5 protein-coding genes and 1 pseudogene are annotated in these 13867 nt (G+C 62.4%); 3 read left to right on the forward strand and 3 right to left on the reverse strand.

Annotation, left to right across the window (positions count from 1 at the left end; all coding sequences use genetic code 11):
* Positions 1-129 precede the first annotated feature (129 nt).
* From HY962_09590 to HY962_09600, 3 genes are all read right to left on the reverse strand, one after another.
* Entirely contained in the window at positions 130-5733 is a 5604-nt protein-coding gene (locus HY962_09590; protein MBI5647170.1) for a hypothetical protein, read from the reverse strand.
* A gap of 209 nt (positions 5734-5942) precedes the next feature.
* Positions 5943-7445, reverse strand: a complete 1503-nt coding sequence (locus HY962_09595; protein ID MBI5647171.1) for a response regulator — start codon at positions 7443-7445, stop codon at positions 5943-5945.
* A 22-nt stretch (positions 7446-7467) separates the two neighbouring features.
* Positions 7468-9516, reverse strand: a complete 2049-nt coding sequence (locus HY962_09600) for a 4Fe-4S binding protein (protein MBI5647172.1) — start codon at positions 9514-9516, stop codon at positions 7468-7470.
* Between the two features lie 335 nt (positions 9517-9851).
* Between HY962_09600 and HY962_09605 the strand changes: the two genes are divergently transcribed.
* From HY962_09605 to HY962_09615, 3 genes and pseudogenes are all read left to right on the forward strand, one after another.
* Positions 9852-10247, forward strand: coding sequence for a response regulator (locus tag HY962_09605; GenBank protein ID MBI5647173.1), 396 nt, complete (start codon positions 9852-9854; stop codon positions 10245-10247).
* A pseudogene (locus HY962_09610) lies at positions 10234-11889 on the forward strand (NAD(P)H-dependent oxidoreductase subunit E). The gene HY962_09605 and the pseudogene HY962_09610 overlap by 14 nt, the downstream one beginning before the upstream one ends.
* 12 nt (positions 11890-11901) lie before the next feature.
* Positions 11902-13776, forward strand: coding sequence for an iron hydrogenase small subunit (locus tag HY962_09615; GenBank protein ID MBI5647174.1), 1875 nt, complete (start codon positions 11902-11904; stop codon positions 13774-13776).
* Positions 13777-13867 lie beyond the last annotated feature (91 nt).

The following is a 13867-nucleotide window of genomic DNA, read 5'->3' on the forward strand; positions in this document are numbered from 1 at the left end:
TCTGGTGTTCCAAAGTTAGATGATCGAAGGGACATTTTCGATGCAGATCATCCACACGAATTCAGCGGTGCTTCCGGATGTCCTCCTTTCGTCGGGGAAGGGGAGTGTTTCCTGATGCCTGAAGGGTCTCTAACGGATTTTTACCAGTCGGGTCGTCTTCGATTGAGCCAATCCACGTTCATCGATGGCATCGAAGCGGCACACATAGGTGCCGGGCGGCAGCAGCGCATCGGGCAGCAATACCTGATGCGCGCCCATCGACGACGGCAGGGACGGGACGGTCAGCATCTGCTTCGCGTCGAGCGTGAACACGGTCAACGACAGCTCGCGCAGCATTCCGGGCAGCGTGTAGGAGAAACGAATGGCGCCCCGGGCGGGATTGGGGTAGTGCTCGAGCGCGAGCATCCAGTCGGGACCGCGCAGGGGCAGCCGCATGGAGTGTGTGTTGTTGGACTCGCAGATCTCGCCGAATGAGGCGGCATCGTCGGCCGCCGCAAAAAACTCGACGGACAGGGCGCTGTCGGGAATGAGATACATCATCGAGACCGATCCGCGCGACCGCGCGTCGATACGGTCCACCATCACTGTTCCGACGCGTGTCGTGTCGAGTCCGTTCACCACGGCGTCGATCGACAGCGCGCAACGATCCATCATCGCGACGCCGTTGCTGTACGACACGTCCACGCGTACGAGATGGCCCTGACAGCCGCTGCGCGGTGTGGACGTCACCTCATCGATGGTCACGTCGTAGGCGGGCAGGTCGAGCTGCGTGGGATCGGGCACGGTGAATACGCGCTTCTGCATCTTGCCCGCGACGGGATACGCGCCGTTGTACAATACCTGCATCGATCGAATCACGGCGCTGCTGTCGTACACGCCGCCGCAGGTTTCGGGACGCAGCTCATACAACACACGAAGCTGCCGCGTCTCGCCTGGAAGCAGCGGCGCGAGCCGCGCGGTCAACTCGTCGTTGTTGCTGCTGCACTGTGCGGGAAGCGCCGACGACTGGGGACGGAACAACGGACCGTGCCCGGCGACAAGATTCACGTTTTCGGCGATGGCGGATCCCTGATTGGTCACTTCGAATAGCACCTGCACCTCGCGTGTTTCCTCCGGCCGGAACTGCGGCACAACGCCGTCGCGCAGCGCGCGGCCATGCACGTCGGTGATGGTCTTGTACACGGTCAGTTTCGGTCCGACAATGCTGACGGACAGCGGCCGCTGCGTGAGCGAGGCGAGCACCGCGGGTTCGGGTGTGTGCCGCAGCATCTCGCCCTTGGTGACGGGAAGCAGGTCGGCGGTGGACGTGCTTGTGACCCGCGCCTGCTCGAGCACGGTGAGACGTGTCAGGCCGAGCGTCGGGAACGGGCCGAGGCCCGACAGCGACACGGTCTCGATACCCTGCGCCGCGTCGAAGCTCGCAGGGAGCCGTGTTGCGAGTGTGTCGAACTCGAGGTACTGCGCGTCGCGCGGCGCGTACCGCGCGTTCTCGAGGCCCTCCAGCGCGCCCGGAACGGTGTTCGTGCGGATGTCCTCGAGACGTCCCTGCCCGATCACCAGCTTCTGATACTCGCTGACGTTGCCGCGCACATCGCGCCTGCCGATGCTGAACATCAGCGGCGCAACGGCGTACGAGGCCTGTTCGATGAAGGATCCGTCGTACTTCCGCACCGCGCCGTTCAGCGAGAAGGGGATCGAGTACACGCCCCGCTTCAGACCCTCGTCCAGTTTGAACAGGAACACAAAGTATGCGCGCCGTGTGGGCTGAAGGAGATTGAGTTCATTGCCCATTTTCACCAGCACTTCTCCTTCCGGCTGATTGAAGCGCCATCCGGTGCGGAACACGGTCGGATCGTCGCCGCCGCGCAGTACCGCGCCCGTGACAGGATCCACCATGGCGGGCACGAGTGGACGCGGATACGAGACGTACACCATCTCGACCGAGGTCGCCCCGAGCTCGGGCGGTATCATCGGTGTGACGGTGGTTCCGATCCAGTTGTAGTCCGTCCCGTTCGAGATCTCGATGCGCGCCTCGATGAAGGTGCCGCTCAGGGTTTTGGGATATCCCGCCATGTCGGGATTTTTCGGATCGGCCTGCGGCAGCAAGGTGAGCGTCTGTTTGTTCCGGATCGGATCGATGATCGTCGATAGATTTGCCGCCGGTGTGATGAGCCCGCATGGATCCTTCCCGCCCGCGTACGTGGTGATGGAGGTCTTCCCATACCCGCGCGCTACGATGAAAGGATCGAAGTTGACGTCGAACAGATGCGGTTCGGCCTTGTCCTCGATCAAGTGTTTGACATAGACGGTGTCGACGCCGAAACGTGCGACCGACGGCGTGACACTCGATGTCATCGTGATGTTGACACCCTCGGCGTAGGCCGAGAGCGCGTGCGAGAAGAGCACCCACGGCGAGCCGCCGAAAATTTCCTCCACCACGAGCCAGCCGCCCTTGCTGATGTCGACGGGACCCTCGCGTCCCAGCCCCTCGTACTGCGCGCTGATCCTGATGTGCCGCTTGCCCAGATTCTCGAAGAAGTCGTCGCCGTATGTGCCGTCGGCGCCGGAGGACCAGCCGGATGTGACCCAGCCGTAGATGTCGTCCTTGAACGGCACGGCGGGTTCGTTCGGATACGCTTCGCCGTTGCCCGTCATGAACGCGTCGTGCAGGAAGCCGGTCCGCGATTGGAAACGGTCGCCGCGGTCGTCGATCCAGTCGTCGACGCCGTCGTTGTTGTCGTCGTCGAGAGCGGGTGGAATCAGCAACTGGGGAATAAAGACGTGGTAGGCGAAGGCGTCCTCGAGTATGGACACGGAATCCTGCGTGCGCGCGTTCACGATCCACGGCTGATATTTCCCGCCGTCGATGGACACGATGCGGTCGATGTCGTAGCCGCCGTCGGGCCGGCGCGGCAAGGTGATTTTGTAGCCGCCCACGCCTTTCGGGATGTCGTAGAGGAAGTAGCCGAACACGCCGTCACCCAGTGCCTCGTTGCCCTCGATGGCGAGCGAGGGATCGTTGAAATCCACATCGTGCCCCGCGTTGCGGATCCAGTAGTACGTGTATTCCGTCGAGGCGTCGATGTCGAAGGTGAGCTGCGCCTTGCCGTACGCGGGCAGGGTCGGGAGCACGCGCGTGTTGGTCGAATCGGTGATGGTGAAATTGTTCGTGATGTATTCGAACTGCAGGGGATTCGGCAGCGGCGCGTAATACGTGTACGTGGTGCGTATCGGCGTGTGCCGTGTTTCGCCGAAGATGGTCGTGTACTCGAGATTCGAGTACAGCGAACGGCTCGGCGTGTACGTGTTCATGTCGATCTCCTCGCCGCCGAGCGAGAGTACGGCGATGAACTCGCGGTGCGGCTGCGGAACCGTGCCCGCGCAGCGGTCGGTGGGCCGCAGCGTGTAGCGGCTCTTCGCCGTGTCGATGAAGGTGAAACCCTCGTAGTTGTGTATCGATTGATACACGAGTTGTTTCCAGGGGATGAGACCCGCCGCGTCGCGCTCCATCCAATGTGTCCACGACGTGTCCTGCAGATTTGGTGACTGCCCTGGCCTGGAATACGGATAAAACATGCCCGGAACATCCTCATCGAGCGATCCGCGCGCCTTCGCGATGCCCGCGGCCATCGGCACCAGGTCGGGTGGATCGATCCACAATTCGTACGCGCAGTACGGATCGTGGAACTGATACCCTGCGACGGTGCCCACGGGCCAGGTCACCTTCCAGACGCGGATCTTGTCGCCCGGCTCCTCCACGTCCACCACACCGTCGCCATCGGTGTCCTGCGCGCGCAGTCCGTCGTGATCGATGTCCTCGTACAACGCCGTGTTCCCGCTGCGTAAATGTTCCCAGGGATTGAGCCAATAAACCGCGGTTTCCTCAATGGTGTAGTTCTTCGGGAAAATCGAGGCGGTGTCGAGCCAGGCGTCGGGATGGCCGTCGGAATCCATGTCGAACTCCGGAGCGGATTCGCTGTTGCTGCCGCGCAGCACGTCCACAAACTTTCCGCCCGGTGTTTTAAGTATCGGGATGTCGAGTGTGCCGTCGGTCCAGTAGAAGGGCACGTCCTTCGGAATGTACTGCACGTAGCGCGTGCCCATGGCCGCGGTGCGCTCCTTGTTCTCCATGATCATGAAGACCTTGAAGGGCTGGTAGTACAGTCCCAGGAAGTTCTTCCAGTTGCAGTCGGTGTCGGCCGCGAGGCGTGCGGAGAACAGCATGTCGACGTAGTTGCGGTACTTCACGTACGACACCGCGCCCTCGTCGTCGGAGTAGGACACCTGCGCGAGCGAGGCGTAAATGTAGTTCGCCCACGAGATGTATTTGTCCACGCTGCCGTGTATCGCATCCGCGGGGTCGGGGGTGGTGATGCGATAGACGATCACCTTCTCCCCGTGTGCGGGCAGTGATATGCCGCTGAAGGTGACCGCGGGTTTGCTGTACTGCGACACGATTCCCGGAGTGACCACGTCCACAAACCGGAAGTAGTCGCGAATCGATTCGCGCACGGTGATGCCCGAGACGGGATTCGCGCCGAGATTGCGCAGTGTCACGCGTATTTCGAGCGTGTCGGCCCTGTCGAAGGACGCGGCGTTGTGCCCGCAACTCAACGAGTCGGGCACGTCGTTGTACACCGAGCGTGTCACGTCCACCGATGTCGCGAACGCGTACATGATGGAGTTGAGCGCCCACTGCATTTCGCGAAGCGCGGAGCCGGTCGCGCCCTGCTGCAGGGCGTTGGATGCGCCGACGGTGGGCAGCGCGGTGTTGCACACCACGCGTCCGCCGCGCGCCGTGCTGCCGGTGAGCGCAAACACCACGGGTGTGCCCGTGCCCGCGAGCCGCGCGAGCACGCGCGCGCCGGGCGCGTCGACGAGCGGGATGTCGCCGGCGTACATGTCGGTGTTCCCCGCGGTGAAACTCGTGCCCACGGGATGGGAGGCGTCGACGATATCTATCGCAACACGCCCGCTCGCGGGATCGGGCTGCACACTGCGCGAGTAATCGATGGAACCGGGCGGCAGCAGGCCGAGTTTCTCGATCATGTACACGGCATTTCCCTCGGTGTAAATGGTGCCGCCGCGCGCGAGAAAGGCGTGCAGGGCGGAACTGAGCCGCGGGTAGCGGACGCAGACGCTGTCCATGTGTGCGCGCCAGTCGAGTCCGTCGGAGGCAAACGCGGGAATGATGAGGAGCTGTGTCGGCCAGCCCAGGCCGGCCGAATCGATTTCCTTCTCGTTGATGTCGCACGAGATGCCGCTGACGAGAAACGACTCGATAAGATTCCGGAAATACACGGCCTCCCACGAGATGCTGCTGTTGTTGCGCCGCAGCCCGCTTTTCCATACCGCGATGCTCCGGGCGTTCGCCTTGAACGTCACCGCGTAATGCGTCTCGTTCTTCCATGCATAGGCGGGCGCGGGCTGCGAGGTCAGCCCTGCGTACTGCGACGTCACCACGTCGGGGTACACAAAACTCCCGCGCTCGGGACCGGAGGTGATCCAGTACACGGACCGTTCGCCCCAGCGCGGAAACAGCGCCGTGTCGAGCGTCGACGGGGCGAAGTGATAATCGGCGCTCGCCTGCGCGAGCGCAAACTTGTAGGCCTTGAGAAGATCCGCCTGGCGGGCGTCGGTCGGAATCAGCACTGCCTGCGCAAGCAGTGCGACCGGCGCGACGAATGACACACAGAATACAACGGCGATCCGGAATGCGCGAAGATGCTGCATGACAACTCCTGCATCATGGATGGGAGACGGGAAACGGAGATTCGGAGCCGTATATATTATATAACGGATCTCGTTGTCTGATACTACGGTATTCTTCGGAGAAAGTCAATTCCCGCAGCACCGTGCTGTGCAGACTTTTCCCCGGGATGACGCGTAGGCGGGTAAAGGAGGATGGAAGTCGTGAGAACGCGGCCGGGACCGCAGGAGTGTCAGTCCGCGCGCTCCACAACATGGACCGGAATGCGCAGGCGGAATTCGGTTCCCTCGCCAAAGACGCTGTGCACCGTGACGTTGCCGTGATAGGATTCAACGATCTGTTTCACGATCGAGAGGCCGAGGCCCGTGCCGGGAATCGCACGCGTGAGTTCGTTCTTGGCGCGGTAGAATTGGCGGAATAGATTCTCGACCTCGGCGGGCCGCATGCCGATGCCCGTGTCGCGCACGGTGAGAAGCACCGAGCCGTCTGACGCCGTCGCGCCGATCACGATGTCGCCGCCCTCGCGGTTGTACTTGATCGCGTTGCTGAGCAGGTTGGTGAGCACGCGGGCGAATTCCTCGCGGTCGACCTCGATGGGCGGGAGGCCGTCGTCGAAACGGGTTTCGAAGCGGAGCCCGCGCGCCTGCATCTGCTGGCGCAGGAGTTCCTCGACCTGCGCCGTCAGGTCGGGGATGCTGACAGCGGCGATTTCGCGCCGCGCCGTGCCCAGTTCCATGCGGCTGATGTTGAGCAGATCGTTGATCAATTCCACCAGCGCCTTCAGGCGTTCCGACGAGCGGTGCACCATCGTGTCGTAGGTCCCGAGGTCCGGCCCGAGCAGCTTGTCCTTCATTGTGTCGAGGTAGCCGCTGATGGCGGCGAGCGGGGCCTTGAGTTCGTGCGCCACCATCGAGACGAACTGCGACTTCTGCATCTCGAGACGTTTCGGCTCGGTGACGTCCTGCACCGTGGTCACATACCCGATTATGGACTGGCCCGCGTCGCGCAGCGGCACGGTTTTCATCGAGAGCACCAGCTCGAGCCCCGGTTTCATCTCCCATTCGCGCGACACGAGTTCGACGCCCTCGGGCGCCTTTGACGCCGCGTCACGGATCAACTCCACCACCGGCTCGGGGAAGATGTCGGCGATGCGAGCGCCCGCCTTCACGCGCGAGGAAAGTTCGAACAGCGCGCGGGCGCGCGGGTTCGCGAGCACGATCTCGTCCTGCAGATTCGTCACAAACACCGCGTCGCTGATCGCATTGATGATGGTGCGCAGGCGGCTCTGCTCCAGATGTATCTCGAGGAGGCGGCGCTCCTGCTCCGCGCGCAGTTCGCGCGCCTCGAGCGTCAGGCGGCGCTTCTCGAGAGCGCGGCGCACCTCGAAGACGATCTGGTCGGGCGTGAAGGGTTTGGGGATGTACGTGTACGCGCCCGTGCGTGTTGCCTCGACGGCGGAGTCGATGCCGGCGAAGGCCGTCATCATGAGATATTCGGTGTCGGGCCGCTGTTCACGCAGAGTGCGGAGCACCGCGAGTCCGTCGATGTCGGGCATCTTCAGGTCGAGCAGCACGATGTCGAAGTCGCGCGCCAAGCCGCGCTCGATGCCCTCTGTGCCGTTCTCGGCCACGGCGACATCGAATCCTTCCATGGCGAAGATCCGCGAGATACCCTCGCGCATGCCGAACTCGTCGTCCACGACAAGAAGCTGCGGCCGTGCGCCGGGCGCGGTCATGCGGGCACTCCCGCGATGTGTGTCATGAGGCGGATTCCGCGCGGGTGACGGACGAGGCGGAGAGCGCCGAGGCGAGTTCAGCGGGCGTGCTCGGACCCGAATGCATGCCACGCACGTCCACCGGTATTGTGACCGTGAACGTGGTGCCCGCATCGGGCGTGCTGCGCACGCCGATGTGTCCGTGATGCATCTTCACAATGCCGTAGGCGATGGGGAGGCCCAGGCCCGTCCCCTTGCCGATCTGTTTCGTGGTGAAAAACGGCGTGAAGAGCCGCGGCATGTTTTCCTTCGGTATGCCGATGCCGGTGTCGCTGATCGTGAAGACGATTTCGCCCGGCTGCGCGCCCTGTGCGGCGGCGAGGGTCAGCACGCCGCCCGAGGGCATCGCTTCGCAGCCGTTCAGCGCGATGTTGAGGAGCACCTGTTTCATCTGGTCGGCGTCGATGTACAGGCGCGGCAGCGCGTCCGTGACGGTGACGACAAAACGCACCTTCGCGGCATCCTCGCGCCGCTCGAGCATGGCGACAATGGAGGAGAGCAGATCGTCGGCGCTTGTGTCGACCACCGAGAGTTTACCCTGCCGCGCGAAGTTGAGCAGGCTCGACACGATGGTCTTGCAGCGGTTGGCTTCCTCGATCACAAACGCGACATCCTTGGCGGCGGGATCGGAGTCCTTGAGCTGCCGCAGCAGCAGATGCGCGTACAGCAGGATGGTGCCGAGCGGATTGTTGATCTCGTGCGCGACGCCCGCAGCGAGCTGTCCGACCGAGGCGAGTTTTTCGGAATGGATGAGTTGCTCCTGCGCCTGCGCGAGCTCGCGATGCGCGCGCTCGAGCGTGTCGATGGTGTAGGGCAGGCACATCTCGGGTTCAGCGATGCCGCACGCGACGGCGGTGGCCAGATCGCGGCAGGTCGTGTAGCCGCAGGCGCCGCAGTTGAGGCGATCTTCCACGCGCTGTTTTCCCGACGCGGAAAGGATCGCCTCGATCTCGGCGGCGCCGACCTCGCGGTCGTGCACGGGCTTCGCCGTGAAGCCGCGGTCGAGATCGGTGCGCGCGTACGTCGCGATCGAGTTTTTCCAGATCGCGACGTTCAGATCGCTGGTGCGCTCGCGCACGTATTGAATGATGCGCTCGCGCTTCTCGAAGTGGCTGAGCGGCGAATGCATACCCGGCCCGTTGATGCAGCCCTCGCAGAAAAGGATGTCGACGAGTTTTGCTCCGACCCTGCCGGCGGCGATTTCGTCGATGATGTTCAGGCAGCGGTCGCGTCCCTCCACCACGATCACCTGCTCGTCCATCGCGTCGGAACTCATGCCGGCGCTTTTGAGCAGTCCGCCCGCCACGGGATAGATCTGTCCGAGATTCCCGCGCGGCTGGTCGAACTCGCGCTCCATCGAGACCGACGGATCGACCTCGGCGACATCGAACAGTTTGATGATCTCGTCGAAGGTGAGCGCCTCGTCCACAACATCGGCGACCGCGGGATCGAGGATCTCGAGTTTTTTTGCGATGCAGGGTCCGAGAAACACCACGTACGCGTCTCGGCCGTACCGTTCGCGGGCAACCTTGCCGGCCGCGATCATGGGCGACACGATGGGCGCAAGTGTCGGGAGGAGTTCGGGATGAAATTTTTCGACCAGCTCGACCACGGCGGGGCAGGGGGTGGTGATTGTCACACCCTGCGCATGTTCGAGACGGTGGCGGTATTCCATGCTGACGAGATCGGCGCCGAAACCGACCTCGAGCACCTTCGTGAAGCCCAGTTCCCGCAGTGCCCCCACAACCTGCAGCGGGCGCACCATCGGGAAGGCCGCCGGGAACGAGGGTGCGAGCAGGGCGATTCGCTCGTGTGTGGACACGCGGCGGAGGGAGTCGAGCACATCCTCGATGCCGTTGCGCACGGCCTTGGCGTTCTGCGAACAGACCTTCACGCAGTTCCCGCAGCCGATGCAGCGATCCGCGATGACAACCGCCTGTCCCCGGTTGATCTGTATCGCCTTTGCAGGACACTCCCGTACGCAGCAGTAGCAGCGTTTGCAGCGTTCGGGTATCGTTGAAACAACGGACATAGACCTAGGTGCGTGTGTGTGAATCGACGGATAACGGATACCGTGGATTCAAAAGTCCGAAATACATCCGTCCAAAACAAGTCTGAATTTATCCCGATTGGTGAATTTCTTCACGGACGCGGGCGGTACAAGACATGTGTATTCGGACACAATCCCGCCTTTTTACACGAATTACCCAATTTTTCGTTTTGACGGGTTCGGACTAGTGAGTATTTTAGCGATTGAACTTTTTCTACCCGCTGCACACGCGTCACCCGTCAGCCCACATTTTCCACCCTCGCGGCACCCCCCTTCGTCCTCGGCAACGCACCTCTCATACACCAAGTGGAGTTCCCATGCACAAAATCGCAATCATCGACGATGATCCGGATATCGTCGAAGCGAATTCGATCCTTCTCGAGGCCAACGGCTTCAGCGTCGTCACGGCGGGAGCGGTCGACGAGGCCATCGCGCTCGTGTCGCGCGAACATCCCGACCTGATCATCCTCGACGTGATGATGCAGGAGCCGGATGACGGCTTCTACCTTGCGAACAAGTTCCGCAAGATGGGCGTCGACGCGCCGATCATCATGCTCACATCGGTGTCGAAGGCCATCGGTTTTAATTTCGGCGCCAGCGAAATGGTGCCGATCGAGGAGTTTCTCGAGAAGCCCGTGCCCCCTTCCACGCTGCTCGACAGGGTCAAGTTCCACCTCGCACAAGCCAAGCGGAGCAACCATGCTAGTCACTGAGAAAAACGCACTCACCGAACAGATCGAACGGCTGGTCGAAGCACACGGCACCGGACGCGAGGCGCTGCTCCCGATTCTTCAGCAGATCCAGATAAAGTACGGTCATATATCCGAATTTGCGCAGCAGGAAATCGCGCGCTTGCTCGACATTCATCCTGTGGAAGTGTACAGCGTCATCAGCTTCTACTCGTTCCTGAGCACCGCGCCGAAGGGCCGCACGATCGTGCGCCTGTGCCGCACCATTTCCTGCGACATGGCGGGCAAGGATTCCGTCGTGCGCGCGATCGAGCGCGAAGTGGGCGTGTCGTTCGGCGAGACGACGAAGGACCGCAAATTCTCGCTCGAATTCATCAATTGCATGGGCATGTGCGACCAGGGTCCGGCGATGCTCGTGAACGACGAAGTGCACACGCGGCTCACGCCGCAGTCGGTCGTCACCATTCTTAAAAGCCGCATGTAGGAGGCCGCCATCATGGAACGAAAAGGCATAGTGTTGTTTGACGCGGCCAATCACGGCAAGAGTCTCGCCGAGGCGCTGAAACGCACGCGGCAGGACATCATCATGGAAGTGCGCGAGTCGGGCCTCAAGGGCCGCGGCGGCGCAGGCTTCCCGACGGGCACCAAGTGGATGATCGCGGCAGCGGCGCAGGCAGACCAGAAGTACGTGGTCTGCAACGCCGACGAAGGCGAGCCCGGAACCTTCAAGGACCGCGTCCTCCTCGACGAATATGCGGAACTCGTGTTCGAGGGCATGGCGATCGCCGGCTACACGATCGGCGCGAGCAAGGGTTTCCTGTATCTGCGCGGCGAGTACCGCTATCTGCTTCCGAAACTCGAAGGTGTGCTCGCGGCGATGCGCGCCGACGGCCGCCTCGGCGAGAAGATTCTCGGCAGCGAGCTGAACTTCGACATTCAGATCCGTCTCGGATCGGGCGCGTACGTGTGCGGTGAAGAGACCGCGCTCATCGAATCGCTCGAGGGACATCGCGGCGAGGCGCGCAACCGTCCGCCGTTCCCGGTCAACACCGGTTATCTCGGCAAACCGACAACGGTAAACAACGTCGAGACCTTCGCGAGTGTCGCGGTGATCCTGTCGAAGGGCGCCGAATGGTACAAGGGCATCGGGACCGACAAGTCCACCGGCTCGAAACTCGTGTCGGTATCGGGCGATTGTGACAAGCCAGGCGTGTACGAGATTCCGTTCGGCATGACCATCGCGGAGCTTCTCGCGCTCGTCGAGGCACGCGACACCAAGGCGGTGCAGGTGGGCGGCGCGTCCGGCATGTGCATCCCGAAACACGAGTTCCACCGCACGGTCGCGTACGAGGACGTTGCGACGGGCGGATCGGTGATCGTGTTCAACGAGAGCCGCGACATGCTGCATGTGCTCAAGAACTTCATGGAATTCTTCACCGAGGAATCTTGCGGTCAGTGCACGCCGTGCCGCATCGGCAACGCGAAGCTGCTGGAAGGTGTGGAGAAAATCGAGAAGGGAACCTGCTCGATCAGCTACCTCAACGAGCTGGTCGAACTCGGCAAGTCGATGCAGATCGCATCGAAGTGCGGTCTCGGACAGTCGAGTCCGAATCCCTTCATCTCGATCATGACCCATTTCCAGCACGAAATTTTCTCGCACCGCTAATCGGACACAGCCATGAATACAACTGAATCAAACCGCGCTCCCGTCAGCCATCAGCCGCATGTCGTCAAACCGGTCGCGGCCGGCGATATCGGTTCCGAGGTGCATGTCGAGATCAACGGCACGCCGTTTCACGTGCCGCTCGGCATGACGATCCTCGACGCGTGCAAGAGCAAGGGCATACACATCCCGACCCTCTGTTACCATTCCGACCTGTGCCTCGCGGGCGTGTGCCGCATCTGCGTCGTCGAGGTCGAGGGCATGCGCACGCTTCAGGCCGCCTGCACCTATCCCATCACCAATCCCGTGAAAATCGTGACCTCGTCGGAGAAGGTCCGCAAGTCGCGCCGGCACATCCTCGACCTGCTCCTCAGCGAGCACTACGGCGAGTGTTACTCGTGCCACCGCAACGGCAACTGCGAACTCCAGACCCTGTCGAAGGAATACGGCGTCGACGAATACCGTTTCGGGCACGTGACCGAACGCAAGCACGAGATCGACAAGTCGTCGTACTCCGTCGTGCGCGACATGGACAAGTGCGTGCTGTGCCGCCGCTGCGTCCGCACCTGCATCGACCTGCAGGAAGTGGGTGTGCTCGAGGCGACGGGCCGCGGCGACCAGACGTCGATCTCGACGTTTATGGACAAGCCGCTGCTCGACGTCGTCTGCATCAACTGCGGCCAGTGCATCAACCGCTGCCCGACCGCGGCGCTCAAGGCCAACGATCCGTCCGACGAGATCTGGGCCGCCATCGACGATCCGAAAAAACACGTCGTGATCCAAACCGCCCCGTCGCCGCGCGCCGCGATCGGCGAGGAATTCGGCCTGCCCGCCGGACGTTCGCTCACGCGCGAACTCAACACCGCGCTGCGCATGATGGGCTACGACAAGGTGTTCGACACCAACTTCACCGCCGATCTCACGATCATGGAGGAAGGCACCGAACTGCTGCTGCGTCTCAAGGCGGCGCTGGTCGACAAGGATCCGAAGGTGAAGCTGCCGCAGTTCACCTCCTGCTCCCCCGGTTGGGTGAAATACATCGAACATTTCTATCCCGAGTACCTCGACCATCTGTCGTCGGCGAAATCGCCGCAGCAGATGTTCGGCGCGGTGATCAAGACCTTCTACGCGCAGGAAGCGGGCGTGGATCCGGCCGACATCGTGACCGTGGCCGTCATGCCGTGTTCGGCGAAGAAGTTCGAGTGCAACCGTCCCGAGATGGCCGACTCCGGCTTCAAGGACGTGGACTACGGCCTGACGACGCGCGAACTTGCGCAGATGATCAAGGAAGCCGGTCTGAAGCTCCCCGAACTGCCGCCGTCGGACTTCGACGATCCGTTCGGTGAAGCATCGGGCGCGGGCCTCATTTTCGGCGCCACGGGCGGCGTGATGGAAGCGGCCCTGCGCACGGCGTACGAGCTGGTCACCGGTCGCGAGGTGCCCTTCAAGAATCTCGACATCATGCCGTGCCGCGGTTTCGAAGGCGTGCGCCAGGCGTCGGTGAAACTCGAGAACGTGAAGCCCGAATGGAGCTTCCTCGAGGGTGTGGAACTCAAGTTCATGATCGCGCACGGCACCGCCAATGCGAAGCAGGTGATGGACGCCATGAAGCGCGGCGAACTCACCGACGTGCATTTCATCGAGGTGATGGGCTGCCCCGGCGGCTGTATCGGCGGCGGCGGTCAGCCGATCCCGACCTCGCTCGAGATCCGCAAGAAACGCGCCGAGGCGATTTACGCCGAGGACGCGGCGCTCCCGTTGCGCAAGTCGCACGAGAACACCCACGTGAAATATCTGTACGAGAAGTTCCTGACCGACGGTCCCTGCGGTCATCTCTCGCACAAACTGCTGCATACGCATTATACGGAGCGGGGCAAGTATATTGCCTGATCCGCGCCGCATCGGGCACATGCCGCCGCGCGCGGCATGTGCCCTTTTTTTATACGGCTTGCGGGTAAAACTCCACCGTAATGTCCTGAAT

The organism is Ignavibacteriota bacterium, assembly GCA_016218045.1.
Taxonomy (GTDB): Bacteria; Bacteroidota; Ignavibacteria; order SZUA-365; family SZUA-365; genus JACRFB01.

Coding starts and splice junctions, on each gene's coding strand:
- HY962_09605 (MBI5647173.1), top strand. CDS start 9,852: ATGCACAAAATCGCAATCATCGACGATGATCCGGATATCGTCGAAGCG.
- HY962_09615 (MBI5647174.1), top strand. CDS start 11,902: ATGAATACAACTGAATCAAACCGCGCTCCCGTCAGCCATCAGCCGCAT.
- HY962_09595 (MBI5647171.1), bottom strand. CDS start 7,445: ATGACCGCGCCCGGCGCACGGCCGCAGCTTCTTGTCGTGGACGACGAG.
- HY962_09590 (MBI5647170.1), bottom strand. CDS start 5,733: ATGCAGCATCTTCGCGCATTCCGGATCGCCGTTGTATTCTGTGTGTCA.
- HY962_09600 (MBI5647172.1), bottom strand. CDS start 9,516: ATGTCCGTTGTTTCAACGATACCCGAACGCTGCAAACGCTGCTACTGC.